Genomic DNA, 17,558 nt, shown 5'->3' on the forward strand with positions numbered 1-17,558 from the left:
GGGGAGGGGTCAGGGGGTGGCTCGGGTGGTGCCGGCGCGGAAGTTGACGGCCTTGTGGGTGCCGTCGCAGAACGGCTTGAGCGCCGACTTCCCGCAGCGGCACAGCGCCACCGTGCCCCGCCTCGCGTCGATCGTCTCCCCGTCGGGGGTGACCAGGGCGAAGTCGCCCCGGACCAGCAGCGGCCCGTCCTGGTAGGGGGTGATGGTGGCCGCCGCGGGAGTGTCGTCGTCGGTGCGCATGGGCGCTGAAGTGCCCCTTGCTCCGGCACTGAAACCCCTGCTCACCGGCGTGCCGTCGGGGCGGCGACGGGTGTCGGCGCCCGGTTCCGGCGGCCCGCCCGGGATCTTCTGATTGGTCCCGCCCGGTGGGTGATGCCCCGTTTGAACCCCATCGGGACGGGAAGCCGGGCCGCGTGGTGAGCGAACGAGGCAAGGTGGAGCCGGTGCACAAGGTGCGCAAGGGGCTCACGGCTGACGGGGCCGGACTGGCGGGCGACCGGGTCGTGGCCGCGGGCAGTGCCGCGCGGGTCCTGGTGGCCGCCACCGCGCGGGCGCTGCGTGGGACCGACTGCGCCGACCTCGGACACCCGGGGCACCCGGGACCGCTGTCGCGCTTCGCCGGCGCGCCCGAGCCGGTGCGCCGGGCGGCGGTGATCCGGGCGGCCGGCCGGGTGGCGCTCACGCCCGGCCAGACGGCCGAGGTCGACGCCGGCCGGGTCGCCCGCTGGTTCGCCGACCAGTACCCGCGCCGCCGCTACCCGGGCGCCCTGATCGGCTCCCCGCACGGCGCGGCCGCGCACCTGGCGATGGCGCTCGGCGTGCCCTGGCTGCCCGCCGGATTCGAGATGACCGTGCACTGGGCGCAGGGCGCCGTCGATCGGCCGCAGGCCGCCCTGGACCACGGTGCCACCCTCACCGCCCGCCTCCTCGGCGGCAACGCCGACCTGCACGTCCGCCAGGTGCACTGCCCCGCCAGCCGGGGCGCGCTGGCCGGCGCCACGGTCGCCCTGGCGGCCCGGTGGCGGTCCGTGCCGGCCGCGTACGCGCGGTTCCTGGCCGACCGGCTGGAGCCCGGCGCCCCGGTGCTGCTGCTGCGCGACGCCCGCACCTGGCCGGTCTTCGACTCCGCCCCGGGGCACAGCTTCCAGGTCGGCTGCCCCGGCAGCGGCCTGGACCCGGTCGACTTCCACCCGGACAGCCACGCCCTGCGCCAGGTGCTCCGCTCGGCCGGCGGGGACGGCACGCAGTGGGCGCCGCCGGAGGTCACCGCGCCACCCGAGCCGGCGGAACACGGCGTGGACTCCGGTTTCGAGGCCGGCGTCCGGGAGTGGACCGGCCGGCACGGCCATCCCCTGCACCGGGTCCTCGTGCCGCGGCCGGAGGCGCTCAGCGCCGCGACCGCCGACCTGTACCGGCGCTGGCTGCGCGCGGCCGGCAAGACCGGGGACCGCCTGGTGGTGGAGTGCGGCCGGCTGCTCGACCCGTGGCAGGTGGTGCGGGCCGGGATGGTGCCGTACTGGTGCGAGAACGCCACCCGGCGCAGCGTGGAGGCGGTGGAGTGGTGGCTCGCCGGGAGCGAGCCGTTCAGCTCCGTGGACGTGCTGCCCGAGCCGCCCGGCCTGCGGTCGCCGGCGCTGGCGGGGCTGCCCCAGTGGCTGGCCGTCGCCGGCTTCGGTCGCCGCCGGCGGGCGCTGGACCGCACCTCGGCGCGCGGCTACCCGGTCACCTCGGTGCCCACCCGCCGGGCGACGGAGGTGCTGCGGGCGCAGCCGTACGACCTGCCGACACCGCCGCCGATGACCGTCCCCGACGCCCTGGCGGCGCTGCGCGACGGCGGCGCCCACCAGGGGTTGCTGGTCTGTTGAGCCGGCCCTTTCGAAACATCCTCGCGAACCCCGGGTCCCGTGATTGAGTACCTACGGAGCGGGAACACCGCTGGCTGCGACGGCCTGATCACGCCGTCCGGCGTGGCGTCGTCGCCCGCTGACATCCCAGTCATGTGACCCACTTTCCGGCCCGGGCGTGGTGCGACCACGCGCGCGCACGACCGGTTTCCTGAATCCGGGCGGGGGACCTTCCTGAGGGAGGCGCGGATGTTCGGACAGACCACCACGACCACACCACCTCCGACCGATCGGGGCCTGGAGGACCTCGACGCGGCCGCACTGGCGTACGCGGCCCGGATCGAGGGCCTACCGCCCGAACGACGCCAGGAGGCGCGTGACGACCTGGTCCGGTTCGCCCTGCCGTTCGCGGGCCGGCTGGCCCGCCGCTACCGGGGGCGCGGCGAGCCACTGGAGGACCTGGAGCAGGTGGCCCGGCTCGGCCTGGTCAACGCCGTCGACCGGTACGACCCGGAGCGGGGCTCCTTCACCGCGTACGCGGCCATCACCATCGTCGGCGAGATCAAGCGGCACTTCCGCGACCGCACCTGGGGCGTGCACGTGCCACGCCGGCTGCGCGACCTGATCCTGGAGGTGGGGCAGGCGACCTCCGCGCTGACCAGCGAGCTGTCCCGGGCCCCGACGGTGGCCGAGCTGGCCGAGCGGCTGGAGACGCCGCAGGAGGAGATCCTCGCCGCGCTGGAGTCGGCCGCCGGCTACAGCCCGGCCTCGCTGAACGCCCCCGTCGGCGGGGAGAGTTCGGCCGAGTTCGGCGACCTGGTCGGCGAGTCCGACAACGCGCTGGAATCCGTCGACGACCGGGTGACGGTGAGCGGGCTGCTGCACCGGCTGCCCTGGCGGGAGCGGCGCATCCTGGCCATGCGCTTCTACGGCAACCAGACCCAGGCGGAGATCGCCGCCCGGTTCGGCATCTCCCAGATGCACGTTTCCCGACTGCTGTCGCGGGCGCTGACCTGGCTGCGCCAGGCGATGCTCGCCGACGCTCCGCCGCCGTGGCAGAACGGGGCCGCCGAGTCGGAGCCGGCGAAGACCAGGATCTCGGTCCGGCACAACGGCGACCGGGTGGTCGTGGAGGTCGGCGGGGAGGTCGACCGGGACGGCGCGGACCAGCTGCGCCGGGCGATGCTCGAGGCGGTGACCGGGCAGCCGGCCGAGGTGGTGGTCGACCTGGTGGGCGCGGGGGGCTTCGACGCAGGCGGCATCGCCGCGCTGATGGCGGGCCGCGAGGCCGCCGCCCGCACGGGCGTGCCGCTGCGGCTGACCCGCGTCCAACCGGCCGTGCGCCGCTCGCTCACCGCGGCGGGGCTGGCGGCGGCCCGGGAGGCCTGAGCACGACGTCGGAAAGGGCCGGCACCCCCTGGGGGCGCCGGCCCTTCGGCGTGCCCGCCCGTTCGGCGCTCTGCGGGGCGCCGGGCCGGCGCGGGGCGCGTGCCGGGTCGGTTTGGCGTGCCAGCCCGTTCGGCGCTCTGCGGGGCGCCGGGCCGGCGTGGGGCGCGTGCCGGGTCGGTTTGGCACGCCCGCCCGCTCGGCGCTCTGCGCCGGGCCGCGCGGCGGTCGGGTCCGGGCGCTCAGCGCTCGGGGGTGTCGCCGGGGCCGCGCGGGTGCCGCCAGCGGTCGTTGGCCTGCGGCTCCCGGTCGGCGCCGAGGCGGGTCTCCTCCGGTTCGTCGGTCTGCTCGAAGCTGGGCCGACGGATGTCGTCGGGCTCGGGAACGTCGACCGGCCGGGCCCCGGACTGCGCCGCGGGCTGGTACGCCTCGGCCTCCCGCGCGCCGTGCGCCCCCTCGGCGGCCGGCGCCTCGGGCAGGTGCTTCTCGCGGTGCAGCTCGTCGCGGAAGTCCTGCGGCGGTTTGGTGGTGCGCTGGGGCAGGTCCCGGCCGAGGTCGGCGACGAGCGGGCCGTACTTGGCGTCGAACGCGGGCCGCTCGGAGCGGATGCGGGGCATCCGGTCGAAGTTGCGCAGCGGCGGCGGGCAGGTGGTCGCCCACTCCAGCGAGTTGCCGAAGCCCCAGGGGTCGTCGACGTTCACCATCGCGCCGTACCGCCAGGACTTCCAGGCGTTCCACATGAAGAAGAGCGTGGACGCGCCGAGTACGAAGGCGGAGATGCTGGAGAAGGTGTTCAGCGCGGTGAACCCGTCGCTGGGCAGGTAGTCGGCGTACCGGCGGGGCATGCCCTCGTTGCCCAGCCAGTGCTGGACGAGGAAGGTGCCGTGGAAACCGAGGAACATCGTCCAGAAGTGGGCCTTGCCGAGCCGGTCGTCCAGCAGCCGCCCGGTCATCTTCGGCCACCAGAAGTAGAAGCCGCCGAAGAGGGCGAAGACCACCGTGCCGAACAGCACGTAGTGGAAGTGCCCGACGACGAAGTACGTGTCGTGGGTGTGCCAGTCCGCCGGCGGGCTGGCCAGCAGCACGCCGGTGAGGCCGCCGAAGAGGAAGGTGACCAGGAAGCCGATCGCGAAGAGCATCGGCGTCTCGAAGGTGAGCTGCCCCTTCCACATGGTGCCGATCCAGTTGAAGAACTTCACGCCGGTGGGCACCGCGATCAGGTAGCTCAGGATGCTGAAGAACGGCAGCAGCACCTGGCCGGTGGCGAACATGTGGTGGGCCCACACGGTCATCGACAGCACGGTGATCGCGGCGGTGGCCAGCACCAGGCCGGTGTAGCCGAAGATCGGCTTGCGGGAGAAGACCGGAATGATCTCCGTGATGATGCCGAAGAACGGCAGCGCGATGATGTACACCTCGGGATGACCGAAGAACCAGAACAGGTGCTGGTAGAGCATCGGGCCGGCGGTCATCGGGTCGTAGACGTGGGCGTTGAGCAGCCGGTCCGCGGCGAGCGCCAGCAGCGCGGCGGCGAGCAGCGGGAACACCAGGATCACCAGCACGCTGGTGAAGAGCATGTTCCAGGTGAAGATCGGCATCCGGAACATGGTCATGCCGGGCGCGCGCAGGGTGAGGATGGTGGTGATCAGGTTGACCGCGCCGAGGATGGTGCCCAGCCCCGAGACCACCAGGCCGATCACCCACATGTTGGCGCCGACGCCGGGGGAGTGCTCCTGGCTGCTCAGCGGCGAGTACGCGGTCCACCCGAAGTCGGCGGAGCCGCCCGGGGTGAGGAAGCCGCCGAGCACCATCAGGCCGCCGAACAGGTAGAGCCAGTACGCGAGGGCGTTGAGCCGGGGGAACGACACGTCCGGGGCGCCGATCTGGATCGGCACGATGTAGTTGGCGAACCCGAACGCCGCGGGGGTGGCGAACAGCAGCAGCATCACCGCGCCGTGCGAGGTGAAGAGCTGGTTGTACTGCTCGGCGGAGAGGATCTGCATGCCGGGCCGGGCCAGTTCGGCGCGCATCAGCATCGCCTGGATCCCGGCGACCAGGAAGAAGCCGAACGAGGTGAGCAGGTAGAGCAGTCCGATCTGCTTGTGGTCGGTGGTGGCCAGGAACCGGGTCAGCTTCCCGCCGGGAAGCGCCTTGCGCAGCGGCCCGGGGTAGCCACCGAAGCGTGCCGGCGCCAGGATCGCCGGTCCCCGGTCGCGTGGTTCCGTGGTTACCCGCTTGGGCATGTGACTCTCACCCCGCCAGACGACAGATAGGACGGCGCGGCTACCCGCCCCTCATCCCATGAAACCAGGCGACAACGGTTATTCAGGCGAGAGTGGTAAATTCCGTCAATTCGCGGGCAGCATGGCCCAGACGACCTTCCCGTCGCCGGCCGGCGAGCTGCCCCAGCGCTGGGCCAGCTCGCGCACGAGCATCAGCCCGCGGCCGCCCTCGGCCCGCAGGTCGGGGGTGTCGGCCCGCACGGCGGCCCGGTTGCCGTCCGCCACCACCAGGTGCAGGTAGGGCCGGCGCAGGGTCAGCGTCACCTGCATCGGCGTGCCGGCGTGCCGGACCACGTTGCCGACCAGCTCGCTGAGCACCAGCGACGCCGGCCCGGCGGCCTCCGGCAGGTTCCAGCGGGCGCAGGCGTCGTTGACCAGCTCCCGCGCCCGCCGGCAGGCCTCCGCGACCGGTTCGAGCCGGGCCCGCAGTCGGGGTGCCGCCGCCGCGTTCGCCACCCGGGTCGCCTCGTCGCAGTCGCGGCGCACGGGCACCACCCGGCAGGCGGTCGACTGGGCCAGCCAGGCCGCCGCCTCGGGCGGCGGGGCGCACAGCACGACGGGCACCGCCGGCCAGCCGGCCGCCCGGCGGGCGGTGGCGGCGAAGACCGAGAGGGCGAGCCGGTCACGCACGGTGACGTCGGTGAGGTCGACCACGAGGGCGTCGGGCTGGCTGGCGAGGCACCGGTCCAGCACCGTGTGCACGCTGCGCATGGTGCCGAGGTCGAGGCCGCCGTGCAGGCGTACGAGGGTCACGGGGGACCCGTCGTGCACCTCACAGGTGATCCGGCTCGGCATCCTGCGCCTCGTTTCGCGATCGTCGGAATCTGCGAACTACCCGGGCGCGCGGAGGGTCAAACCGGACCGGCCGGGGCGTCGCCGCCCCGGGCGGTCGCGCTGTGTCACCGGTGGCGTCGATTCCGGGTGGTCAGGATGCCGAGCGCGATCATGCCCAGGCCGAGGAACAGGTGCAGCCAGTTGTCGGGGTTGTTGACCGGGATGAAGTTGGCCGCGCTGTCGTGGTCGATCACCAGGCCGTAGAGCCAGAGCACCAGGTAGATCGCGCCGCCGCCGATCAGGTACGTCCGCGCGCCCGAGACGGTGCGGGCCAGCACCAGCCCGGCCACGCCGAAGAGCAGGTGGACGATGTTGTGCAGCACCGAGACCTGGAACAGGCCGAGCAGCTTGGCGTCGGAGTCGTGCCCGGCGAAGCGCAGGTCGCCGAAGCTGCTGGTGATGCCCGGCACGAAGCCGAGCAGGCCGACCAGGAGGAAGACCACCGCCACGGCGGTCGCGGCCCGCCGGACGGGAGCCTTGCCGTCGGCCGGGTTGTGCCGGGCGCGGGAGCGCGCCATGGGACCGGTCACCGCCGTCTCCTCACTGTGCGGAACGCTGAGCGGGAACGCTGAGCGGACCGCGCCTTCCCGCTGGTTCCACCGCCAAACCCGCCGTCGGCGAATCGTCCCGGTCCGTAGGCCCGGGGCCCGGCACGGAACCGGGGCCGGCCCACCGTGACGGCGGGCCGGCCCCGGGACGCGGGGAGCCGGTCAGGCCGGTTGCAGGCGTCCGGCGGCGAGCTGGCGGACCCGCTCGTAGAGGCCCACGTACTTCTCGGCCATCACCGCGGGGGTGAAGCGGACGGCGGCCTCGCGCCGGCACTCGTCCGGGTCCAGCAGGCTGGCGGCGAGCAGCAGGTCGCCCAGCTCCTCCTCGTCGGTGGTGAGCAGGCCGGTGCGGCCGTGCTCGATCAGCTCGGGCAGGCAGCCCCTGGCGGTGGCCACCACCGGCGTGCCCAGGGCCAGCGACTCGACGACCGCCGTGCCGCCCGGCTCCTCCCAGCGCAGCGGGAACAGCGAGGCCCGGGCGCCGGCCAGCAGGTCGTCGCGTTCCTGCCCGGCCACGGTGCCCACCCAGCGGACCAGGTCGCCGTCGACGTGCGGCGCCACCTCGTCGTAGAAGAACCGCACGTCCGGGTTCTGCCGGGCCTCGTCCCCGGCGGCGGCCAGGTCCTCCGGCCGGTGGTACGGGCCGACGGGCCCGGCGAGCACCAGCGGCACCCCCACCCGCCGGGCGAGGCGCGCGCCCACGTCCTGACCCTTGCCCGGGTTGATCCGCCCCAGGATGATCAGGTAGTCGCCCTTGTCCGGCCGGGGCCGGCGGTCCGCGCCGACGGCGAGCGGGGTGGACAGGTGCACGTGGCCCACCGAGTGCTCCCGCAGGGCCCGGGGCGCGCGGGCCAGCTGCGAGGCGGAGACCCCGTTGACCCGGACCCGGTCGCCGCCGTCGAGGTTGCCGTAGAGCGCCGGGTGCTTGGCCAGGTCCCAGTGCAGCGTGTGCAGGGCCGGCGGGGCGTCCGGGCCCATCGCGGCGAGCGTCGCCAGGCCGACCGCCTCGACGTGGTCGTGCACCAGGTCGATGTCGTCGCGCGAGTGCAGCGCCCGTGCCACCCCGCTCAGGTGCGCCTGGGCGATGCCGCAGACCTGGTTGTACGGCCGTTGCAGGGCGTGGAACTGCCCGTCGGGGAAGACGGAGAACTTCTCGTCGACCGGAAGCGTGCTGCTGTCGACCGAGGCGAGCACCACCCGTACGCCGAGGCGGCGCAGCTCCGGCACCAGCGTGGCGATCACGTTCTCGATACCGCCGTAGCCGGGCGGCGGCACGGACAGCCACGGACCGGCGTTCATCAGGACGGTGAGGCTCATGCGGGATTCCTTCCCTCGGCGGGGCCCTTGGCCGTCCGCGCCAGGTCGTGCGGGGTCACAGCAGGTCGCGCGTTCACGCCGCGGCGACCCGTCGGCGGGGGATCCGGTGCCGTAGCTCCGCCAGGGGCGGCCGCTCCTCGACGGAGACGTCGCTGACGACGATCTCCCGGTCCAGGTTCGGCAGGGCGTCGGAGCCGCCGCGCCGGAACTGGGTCAGCAGGGCGGCGGGCATCGCGCCCGGCGCCGCCCAGCCGCGCCGCTGCAACCGCGACCAGGCGGTGAGCATGATCTGGGCCGACATCCGGCCCAGCGCCGCGGTGTCCTGGTGGCGGTGCTTGCGCTCGCCCAGGTCCACCTGGGCCAGCGCGTCCAGCCCGACCATCTCCAGCAGGTCGATGAGCATCGCCGTCTCGACCCCGTAGCCGGAGACGAACGGCACCCGCTCCAGCACCTCGCGGCGCCCGGCGTACTCACCGGCGAGGGGCTGCACGAAGCCCGCCAGCTCGGGCCAGAACAGGTTCAGCATCGGCCGGGCCATCAGCTCCGTCACCCGCCCGCCGCCGTCGGCCTCCACGCTGGACGCCCCGACCAGCGGGCGGTGGTAGAAGCCCTTCACGAAGTCCACCGAGGCATCGGTCAGCAGGGGACCGATCAGCCCGGTGACGAAGTGGGGGCGGAACTCACGCAGGTCGGCGTCGATGAACGCCACCACGTCGCCCTCGGCCGCGGCCAGGCCCGCCCAGAGCGCGTCCCCCTTGCCGGTCAGCCGGGGCAGGCCGCGGGTCATGGCGTCCTGGCTGACGACCTCCGCGCCGGCGGCGCGGGCCACCTTGGCGGTGCGGTCGGTGGACCGGGAGTCCACCACGATCAGCTCGTCGACCAGGGCCACCCGTTCCATCAGGTGCTCCCGGATCGTCGACACGATCGCGCCGACCGTCGCCTCCTCGTTGTGGGCCGGCAGCACCACGCTGACCCTGCTGTCGCCCTTGGCGCGCATCAGGCGCCGTGCCGGCCAGTCACCCGCCGACGTGGTGCGGTAGGTGGCCCAGGCCTCCACCACCGGTGACACCATCGTTTCCGTGTTCCGCACAGGCACCCCCAGATCGTGGCGGAAAAACCTCAGTTGTTTTTCCCACTACCGCGCTCGCGCTAACCGCAGCATGCCTAACAGCTTGATCACGACAGTGACGTGACCGGGTTCCGCCGTGGTGAACGTTTGGTTGCGCGTACGCGGGGGGAGTGCAGTCGTCGGAACGCGAAACTGTGGCGAAAGGGCTTTACATGCGCACGTGCCGGGTGGGACTGGTAGGGGCCGGCGGGGTGGCGCAACGCCACGCCCGGGTGTTGGGCGGCTTCGCGGACGTGGAACTGCTCGGGGTGACCGACGTGGTGCCGGAGGCGGCGGCGGAACTGGCGCACGCGCACGGCGCCCGTACCTTCCGCGACGTCGAGGAGCTGCTGGCCGCCGGACCGGACGCGGTCTACGTCTGCGTGCCGCCGTTCGCCCACGGGCCGGCCGAGGAGGCGGTCGTCGCGGCCGGGGTGCCGATGTTCGTGGAGAAGCCGGTCGCCGTCGACCTGGCGACCGCCGAGCGGATCGCCGACCTGGTGGCCCGGCGGGGGCTGCTCACCGGCGTCGGGCACCACTGGCGCTACTCGCCGGTGGTGGAGCAGGCCCGGGAGCTGCTCGGCGACCGCCCGGTGCGGATGGTCAGCGGCGCGTGGTGGGACAAGGTGCCCCCGGTTGCCTGGTGGTCGCGGCGGGACCGCTCCGGCGGCCCGGTGGTCGAGCAGGCCGCCCACGTGCTGGACCTGGTCCGGTCGCTGGTCGGGGAGGTCACCGAGGTCACCGCGTACGGCAACGGCACCCCGCCGCCGGTCGACGGCGCCGACATCGACTCGGTGACCACCGCGACGCTGCGCTTCACCGACGGCGCGGTCGGCACGCTCACCGCCGCCTGCGTGCTCGGCTGGAAGCACCGCGCCGGACTGGAGATCCTCGCCGACGGGCTGGCCCTGTCGCTGAGCGAGGACGGACTGGTGGTGCGCGACGCCGACGGGGAACGCCGCTTCGACACCGACCCGGAGGCCGCCCGGGTGGCCGTGGACCGGGCCTTCGTCGACGCCGTCCGGGGCGTCGGCGACGACGTCCGCGTCCCGTACGCCGAGGCCCTCGGCACCCAGCGGCTCGCCCTCGCGGTCGCCGACTCCGCCCGCACCGGCCGGCCCGTACGGCTGGACACGTCCGCCGCCGCGCCGCTCGCCACGGGGGTGACCGTCGATGCGTGACCGCGTGGTGGTGGTCAGCGGCCCGGGGCGGGTGGAGCTGGTCGAGCAGGACGCCGCCGAGCTGACCGACGGCACGTTCCGGGTGGAGACGCTGTTCAGCGGCGTCTCCGCGGGCACCGAACTCAGCTACGTCAAGGGCACCAACCCCTACCTGAACGTCACCTGGAACGCCGACCTCGGGCTCTTCCAGCCGGGCGCGGCCAGCACCCCGTACCCGGTGACCCGGCTGGGCTACATGCAGGTCGGCCGGGTGGTGGAGAGCCGTACCCCGGCCGTCGCCGTGGGCACCGTCGGCGCGATGACGTACGGCCACCGCAGCGGCTGGGTCGCCGACCCGGTCGCCGAGCGGTTCGTGCCGCTACCCGAGGACCTCGACCCGCTGCTCGGCGTCTACGTCGCGCACATGGGGCCGATCTGCGCCAACGGTGTGCTGCACGCCGCCGCCGACCTGCACGGCGCGGACGTGCGGTCGCTGGGCGACGGCGTGCGGGGCCGGCGGGTCGCGGTCGTCGGCAGCGGGGTGGTGGCCCTGCTCACCGCCCTGTTCGCCAAGCGGCACGGGGCCGCCTCGGTGGTGGTGCTCGACCCGACGCCGCAGCGGCGGGCCGTCGCCGAGGCACTGGGCCTGGAGACCCTCGACCCCGAGGCCGACGACCCGGCGGTGGTGCTCAAGACCCGCTGGGCGCACGGCCCCGGCGACCGGGGCGCCGACGTGGTCTTCCAGTGCCGGGGGCAGGCGTGGGCGTTGCAGCTCGCGCTGCGCCTGCTGCGCCCGCAGGGCACGGTGGTCGACCTGGCCTTCTACCAGGCCGGCGCGGACGCGGTCCGGTTCGGCGAGGAGTTCCACCACAACGGACTGTCGCTGCGGTGCGCGCAGATCGGCCGGGTGCCGCGCGGGCTCGCCCCCACCTGGGACCGCGAGCGCCTCTCCGCCGAGACGATCGACCTGCTGCGCGCGTACGGGGACGTGATCCGCAAGCACCTGGTCTCGGCGGTGGTGCCGTTCGACGAGGCGCCGACGCTGCTGACCGACCTCGCCGAGCGGCGCCGCCAGGAGCTCCAGGTGGTGCTGACCGGCTGAGGCCCGGCGTCCGGCAGGGGACCGTGGCGCGGCCCGATACCGTTCCAGCCATGACCGCCGACGCTCCCGTCACGACCGCCGCCGACTCCGTGACGACCGACGCCGACTCCGTGACGACCGCCGTCGGTGGTCCGGGCGGGAGCGTCGCCGACCGGCGGGTCGGCCTCGCCGCCCTGCTGCCGTACCTGCGCGCCCACCGCGGCACCCTGGCCGTGGTGGGCGCGCTGTCGTTGGCCGGCGCGGCGGCGTCGCTGGCCCAGCCGCTGCTCACCCGCTCGGTGCTGGACGGGCTCTCCGCCAGCCGGCCCGTGACCGGGCTGGTGGCGGCGCTGGTCGCCCTGGTGCTGGTGGGCGCGGCGCTCGGCGGGGTACGGGACTACCTGCTGCAACGCACCGCCGAGGGGGTCGTGCTGGGCACCCGGCGGCGGCTGGCCGGCCACCTGCTGCGGCTGCCCATTGCCGAGTACGACCGCCGCCGTACGGGCGACCTGCTCTCCCGGGTCGGCTCGGACACCACCCTGCTGCGCGCCGTGGTCACCTCCGGCCTGTTCGAGGTGGTCACCGGCGCCGTGATGGTGCTCGGCGCGGCGGGCGCGATGGTCCTGCTCGACCCGGTGCTGTTCGGGGTGACCCTGCTCGGGGTGGCCGCCGGCATCGCCATCGCGGTCGCCTTCGCCCACCGGGTGCGGGGCCTGGCCCGCGCAGCCCAGGAACGCATCGGCGAAATGACCTCGGCGGTGGAGCGCGCCATCTCCGCCGCCCGGACGATCCGCGCGGCCCGGGCGGAGCGGCGCGAGGCCGACGCGATCGGCGTCAGCGCCACACGGGCGTACGCGGCGGGCCTGCGGGTGGCGGGGGGCGCGATCACCGTCGGTGACCTGGTCGCCTTCATCATGTTCCTGTTCTTCCTGGTGCTTCCGCTCGGCCAGGCGGTGCACGCCTACACCCAGTTGCAGACGGGCCTGGGCGCGCTCCAGCGGATCGAGGAGGTGCTCGCCGTGCCGGTCGAGGGGGCGGCCGACCGGCCCGCGACCGCCCCGGCCAGGGCGCTGCCCGGCGGGGCGCCGGCGTCCGTCGAGTTCGACCGGGTGGGCTTCGGCTACCCCGGTGGCCCGCCGGTGCTGCGCGAGGTGAGCTTCACCGTGCCGGCCGGCACCCGGACCGCCCTGGTCGGCCCGTCGGGTGCCGGAAAGTCGACGCTGCTGGCGCTGGTCGAGCGCTTCTACGAGGTCACCGAGGGTGCGCTGCGCGTCGACGGGGTCGACGTGCGCGACCTGCCCCGCGACGCCCTGCGCGCCCGGATCGGCTACGTCGAGCAGTCCGCGCCCGTGCTGGCCGGCACGCTGCGGGAGAACCTCCTGATCAGCGCGCCGGAGGCCACCGAGGAGCGGCTGCGCGCGGTGCTCGACGAGGTCAACCTCGGCCACCTCGCCGAGCGCGCCCCCGAAGGGCTGGACGTGCAGGTGGGCGAGGGCGGGGTGCTGCTCTCCGGCGGCGAGCGGCAGCGGCTGGCGATCGCCCGCGCCCTGCTGGCCGGACCGCCGGTGTTGCTGCTCGACGAGCCGACCAGCAACCTCGACGCCCGCAACGAGGCCGCGCTGCGCCGGGCCATCGACGCGGTGGCCGCCCGGCGCACCCTGCTGATCGTGGCGCACCGCCTCTCCACCGTCGTCGACGCCGACCAGATCGTGGTGCTCGACGGCGGCCGGGTGGCGGCCACCGGCACCCACGACGAGCTCACCGGCACCAGCCCGCTCTACCGTGAGCTGGCCACCCACCAGCTCCTGGTGACCTGAGCGGTCCAGGCCCGCGACGCGCCCGGCGGCGACACCCGCGCGGCGGCGCGCCGGGCGGGCCGCCAACGCCGGCCCCGGTCGCGTACCGTTGCCGCTCATGGGTGTGTCGCAACGCTTGAAGACCAGGTTCCGCCGGTTCCTCCAGCGCCCGGGGACGACGGTCGACCTGGGGCCGTTGGAGAAGCTGCTGCCGGCCGTCGAGGCGCGCGAGGACGAGCTGTCGGCGCTCGACGACGCCGAGCTGACCGAGGCCGCCGGCAAGGCAACGGGCTACGAGGAGATCTGCGCGATCGGCCGCGAGGCCGCCCGCCGCGGCCTCGACCAGCGGCCGTACGACGTGCAGCTGCTGGGCGCGATGGCGCTGCTCTCCGGCAAGGTCGCCGAGATGGCCACCGGTGAGGGCAAGACGCTCACCGCCACCATCGCCGCCTACGGGCACGTCCGGCTGGGCAACGGCCCGGTGCACGTGCTCACCGTCAACGACTACCTGGCCCGGCGCGACGCCCTCTGGATGGAGCCGGTCTACACCCTGCTCGGCCTGACCGTCGGCTGGGTCAACGAGGCGTCCACCCCGCAGGAGCGGCGCGACGCGTACGCCTGCGACGTCACGTACGTCTCGGTCAGCGAGGCCGGCTTCGACTACCTGCGCGACCAGCTCGTCACCGACGTGGAGGACCGGGTGCAGCCGCCGCTGCGTACCGCGATCGTCGACGAGGCCGACTCGATCCTCATCGACGAGGCCCGGGTGCCGATGGTCCTCGCCGGCTCGGTCGCCGGCGAGCAGGATCCGGTGCACGCCGCCGCCGCGCAGGTGCGCGGGCTGCGCAAGGGCAAGCACTACACGGTGGCCGAGGACGGCCGCAGCGTCGCCTTCACCGCCGCCGGCCTGGCCGCCGTGGAGGCCAAGCTCGGCATCGACCTCTACGACGAGGAGCACGTCGCGCAGCTCTCCGCGGTGAACGTGGCGCTGCACGCGCACGCGCTGCTGCACCGCGACGTCGACTACATCGTCCGGGACGGCTCCGTCGAGCTGATCGACGAGATGCGGGGCCGGGTAGCCCAGCGTCGCCGCTGGCCGGACGGGCTCCAGGCGGCCGTGGAGGCCAAGGAGGGCCTCGACGCCACCGCCGAGGGCGAGGTGCTCGGCACGATCGCCGTGCAGGCGTACATCGCGCTCTACCCCAAGGTGTGCGGCATGACGGCGACCGCGGTGCTGGTCGGCGACCAGCTCCGCGAGTTCTTCGGCCTCGAGGTGGCGGTGATCCCGCCGAACACCCCGTGCGTGCGCGAGGACGAGCCGGACCGCATCTACGCCACCCGCGCGGAGAAGGAGGAGGCGCTGATCGACGAGATCAAGCGCAACCACGAGCGCGGTCGGCCGGTGCTGGTCGGCACCCTGGACGTGAAGGAGTCCGAGGGGCTGGCCGCCGGCCTGAACGCCGCCGGGGTGCCCTGCGTGGTGCTCAACGCGAAGAACGACGACGAGGAGGCGGCGATCATCGCCGAGGCCGGCGCGTACGGCGCGGTGACCGTCTCCACCCAGATGGCCGGCCGGGGCGTGGACATCCGCCTGGGCGGCAGCGACCAGACGGACCGGGACCGGGTCGCCGAGCTGGGCGGCCTCTACGTGATCGGCAGCGGCCGGCACGACAGCCGGCGCGTCGACGACCAGCTGCGCGGTCGGGCCGGTCGGCAGGGCGACCCGGGCGGGTCGGTCTTCTTCGTCAGCCTGGAGGACGACCTGGTCGTCCGGCACGCCGGCGACGCCGTCCCCGCCTCGCCCCGGATGAACGCCGACGGCCTGGTCACCGACGACCAGGTGGAGTACGCCGTCGAGCACGCCCAGCGGGTCGCCGAGGGCGTCAACCACGAGATCCACCGCAACACCTGGCGCTACAGCGTCGTCGTCGAGCAGCAGCGCAAGGCCCTCGCGGAGCGCCGGGAACGGCTGCTGACCAGCGACGTGGCGGCCCTGATGCTGCTGGACCGGGTGCCGGAGAAGGCCGGCGAGATGGACGAGGACCTGCTCGCCCGGGCCGCCCGGTGGATCGCCCTCTACCACCTCGACCGGCTCTGGGCGGAGCACCTCGCGGAGCTCTCCGAGGTGCGCGAGGGCGTGCACCTGCGCGCCCTGGGCCGCCTCGACCCGCTCGACGAGTTCCACCGGGCGGCGGTACCGGCGTTCAACAACCTGATCCCGGAGATCGAGCGGCGGACCATCGAGACCTTCGAGGAGACGGAGTTCGGGGACGACTGGGAGCCGGACGAGGCGGAGCTGGTGCGGCCGAGCGCGACCTGGACGTACCTCGTGCACGACAACCCGTTCGGCTCGGAGCTGGACCGGTTGATCGCCTCGGTGGGGCGGCGGCTCAGCTCCGCGTCGCGCTGACGCTCCGGGCCCCTTCCCGCGCCTCCGGGTGCCGGAAGGGGCCCCCTTTTGCGCCGTTTCGACCCCGGTTTGCGAGGGTAGTAGGCCGGGTCCGAGGAGTCGGGAGACCAGACGATGGAACAGGTGACGGCGCCGGTCGGCCGTGCGGCAGCACGCGCCGAGACGGTGGGGGCAGTGAAGCGGTGAACCTGGAGATGCGGGACCCGGCGGTGGAGCGGCTCGGCGTGCTGGAGACCGCCGCCCTGCTGCGCGAGCTGACGGCCGGGCTGATCGCGGTCGACGACTTCGACGAGGCGCTGGACGCGCTGGTGCGCACCGCCCGCGACGCGGTGGCCGGCGTGAGCTGGTGCGGCTTCACCGCGCTGCGCGCCGGCGAACCGGCCGGGGTGGCGGCCTCCGACGCGCGCCTGGCCGGTCTGGACGACCTGCGGCACGGCCCCGACTCGCCGGCCATGGATGCCATCCGGCGGCGCGAGATGACCCTCTCCGACCGGCTGGACCGGGAGGAGCGCTGGCCGGCCTGGACGCCACGGGCACGGGAACTGGGCGTACGCGGGGTGATCTCCGCCCCGGTCGACGTCGACGACCAGGTGATCGGGGCGATCAACCTCTACGCCGGCGCCGGCGACCTGCTCACCACGGGGCACCAGCTCACCGCGATGCTCCTCGCCGAGCACGCCGGGCTGCTCCTCGCGGCGGTCCGCGACCGGGCGCGCAAGGCGGCCCGCGCCGAGGAGCGGGACTCCTCGGCGCTCGGCGACGGGGTGGTCGGGCAGGCGATCGGCGTGATCATGACCCAACGCGGCTGCCCGGCCGAGGAGGCGCTCGGCGTGCTGCGCAGCGCGGCGTCGTCGCTGGACATCCCGCTGCGGGAGGTGGCCGACCGGCTGGTCGCCACCGTGTCGCGTCCCCGCGACAACTGACCCGGTCCGCCACCGCGCCGCGCCCGTCGCCCAGCCGGCCCGTCCGCGCGGATGGGCCGGGGTGGCCCGGCGGCGCGGGGTGGCCGGCGGTCGCGGCCGTGGCCGGCATCGGCGGCGGCGTCGGCCTCGGCGCGCGCCCGCCCGGCCCGCTCGCGGGCCTGTTCGCCTCGGCGTGTCGGCGGGGGTCGTCGCGTCGGCCGGGGTCGCCAGGGTGGCGGAAGTGGCCGATGTGGCGGCGGTGACCGGCGTGAGCAGCGGGGCCGGCGCGCCGCGTGTCGTTTCGGCGTACCGGTGCCCGGGTAGCACCCTGGACTGGTGACGCGTGCCGACCCTGGGGAGGAACCATGCAGAGCCGGCTGCGGGTGCAGGGGCACCCGATCCAACCGATGCTGGTGACGTTCCCGTTCGGGCTCTTCGTGAGCGCGACCGTGTTCGACCTGACCGACGTGCTCGGCGGGCCGGCCTTCCTCGGCGAGGTGGGCTACTGGACGTCCGTGGCGGCCCTGGTCGCCGCCGGGCTGGCCGCCGTGGCCGGCATGATCGACCTGTGGGACGTGCCGGTCGACCGGACCCGGCGCACGGCGATCACCTTCAACCTGGTGAACGTGGCGATGGCGGCGCTGTTCCTGGTCGCCTGCCTCGTCCGGGCCGACGCGCCGCAGCGGGGCGCCTCCGTCGTACTGCTGCTCACCGAGCTGGTGGCCCTGGGCGTCGGCGCGGTCGGCGTCTCGCTGGGCGCCCGGCTGGTCCGCCGCTTCGACGCCGGGCGGCGGGCCGAGGCCACCACCTTCGACGCGTTGGCCGACGTGCCCGACGCCACCGTCGACCTGGCCCGCCACCGCCTCTAACCACCCTGACCACCCCCCGCC

Annotated in this window: 14 protein-coding genes; 8 read left to right on the forward strand and 6 right to left on the reverse strand. The window is 74.6% G+C overall.

Annotated features, from left to right (window positions below; genetic code table 11):
- Positions 1-9: 9 nt before the first annotated feature.
- Complete coding sequence (locus ACSNN9_RS23045; protein ID WP_436675333.1) at positions 10-240, reverse strand: CDGSH iron-sulfur domain-containing protein; 231 nt, start codon at positions 238-240, stop codon at positions 10-12.
- Positions 241-443: 203 nt separating this feature from the next.
- Between ACSNN9_RS23045 and ACSNN9_RS23050 the strand changes: the two genes are divergently transcribed.
- Both ACSNN9_RS23050 and ACSNN9_RS23055 read left to right on the forward strand, forming a co-directional pair.
- Positions 444-1,865, forward strand: coding sequence for a hypothetical protein (locus tag ACSNN9_RS23050; protein WP_436675344.1), 1,422 nt, complete (start codon positions 444-446; stop codon positions 1,863-1,865).
- Positions 1,866-2,093: 228 nt separating this feature from the next.
- A complete protein-coding gene (locus ACSNN9_RS23055) occupies positions 2,094-3,233 on the forward strand; it encodes a SigB/SigF/SigG family RNA polymerase sigma factor (RefSeq protein WP_436675334.1) in 1,140 nt (379 codons plus the stop codon).
- Between the two features lie 239 nt (positions 3,234-3,472).
- Here the strand turns inward: ACSNN9_RS23055 and ctaD are convergent, their stop codons facing one another.
- From ctaD to ACSNN9_RS23080, 5 genes are all read right to left on the reverse strand, one after another.
- A complete protein-coding gene (ctaD, locus tag ACSNN9_RS23060) occupies positions 3,473-5,473 on the reverse strand; it encodes an aa3-type cytochrome oxidase subunit I (protein ID WP_436675335.1) in 2,001 nt (666 codons plus the stop codon).
- Positions 5,474-5,578: 105 nt separating this feature from the next.
- Positions 5,579-6,307, reverse strand: coding sequence for an ATP-binding protein (locus ACSNN9_RS23065; RefSeq protein ID WP_436675336.1), 729 nt, complete (start codon positions 6,305-6,307; stop codon positions 5,579-5,581).
- A gap of 104 nt (positions 6,308-6,411) precedes the next feature.
- Positions 6,412-6,864, reverse strand: a complete 453-nt coding sequence (locus tag ACSNN9_RS23070) for a DUF4383 domain-containing protein (protein WP_436675345.1) — start codon at positions 6,862-6,864, stop codon at positions 6,412-6,414.
- 192 nt (positions 6,865-7,056) lie between these two features.
- Positions 7,057-8,211 (reverse strand): glycosyltransferase, encoded by a 1,155-nt coding sequence (locus tag ACSNN9_RS23075; RefSeq protein WP_436675337.1) that lies wholly within the window; start codon positions 8,209-8,211, stop codon positions 7,057-7,059.
- Positions 8,212-8,284: 73 nt separating this feature from the next.
- Entirely contained in the window at positions 8,285-9,283 is a 999-nt protein-coding gene (locus tag ACSNN9_RS23080) for a glucosyl-3-phosphoglycerate synthase (RefSeq protein WP_436675346.1), read from the reverse strand.
- A gap of 209 nt (positions 9,284-9,492) precedes the next feature.
- Between ACSNN9_RS23080 and ACSNN9_RS23085 the strand changes: the two genes are divergently transcribed.
- The 6 genes from ACSNN9_RS23085 to ACSNN9_RS23110 all read left to right on the forward strand — a co-directional run bounded on the left by ACSNN9_RS23085 (position 9,493) and on the right by ACSNN9_RS23110 (position 17,537).
- Positions 9,493-10,500, forward strand: a complete 1,008-nt coding sequence (locus ACSNN9_RS23085; RefSeq protein WP_436675338.1) for a Gfo/Idh/MocA family protein — start codon at positions 9,493-9,495, stop codon at positions 10,498-10,500.
- Positions 10,493-11,581: a zinc-binding dehydrogenase gene (locus ACSNN9_RS23090; RefSeq protein ID WP_436675339.1), complete on the forward strand. Its 1,089-nt coding sequence runs from the start codon at positions 10,493-10,495 to the stop codon at positions 11,579-11,581. The genes ACSNN9_RS23085 and ACSNN9_RS23090 overlap by 8 nt, the downstream gene beginning before the upstream one ends.
- Before the next feature lie 50 nt (positions 11,582-11,631).
- Positions 11,632-13,377 carry an ABC transporter ATP-binding protein gene (locus ACSNN9_RS23095; RefSeq protein WP_436675340.1) on the forward strand — a complete coding sequence of 582 codons (1,746 nt, stop codon included), beginning with the start codon at positions 11,632-11,634 and terminating at the stop codon, positions 13,375-13,377.
- 97 nt (positions 13,378-13,474) lie between these two features.
- Positions 13,475-15,766, forward strand: coding sequence for an accessory Sec system translocase SecA2 (gene secA2, locus ACSNN9_RS23100; protein WP_436675341.1), 2,292 nt, complete (start codon positions 13,475-13,477; stop codon positions 15,764-15,766).
- A 182-nt stretch (positions 15,767-15,948) separates the two neighbouring features.
- Entirely contained in the window at positions 15,949-16,689 is a 741-nt protein-coding gene (locus ACSNN9_RS23105; protein WP_436675342.1) for a GAF and ANTAR domain-containing protein, read from the forward strand.
- 344 nt (positions 16,690-17,033) lie between these two features.
- Positions 17,034-17,537, forward strand: a complete 504-nt coding sequence (locus tag ACSNN9_RS23110) for a DUF2231 domain-containing protein (RefSeq protein ID WP_436675343.1) — start codon at positions 17,034-17,036, stop codon at positions 17,535-17,537.
- Positions 17,538-17,558: the final 21 nt, after the last annotated feature.

Source organism: Micromonospora sp. URMC 107 (assembly GCF_051386315.1).
In the GTDB taxonomy this organism is placed as follows: Bacteria; Actinomycetota; Actinomycetes; order Mycobacteriales; family Micromonosporaceae; genus Micromonospora.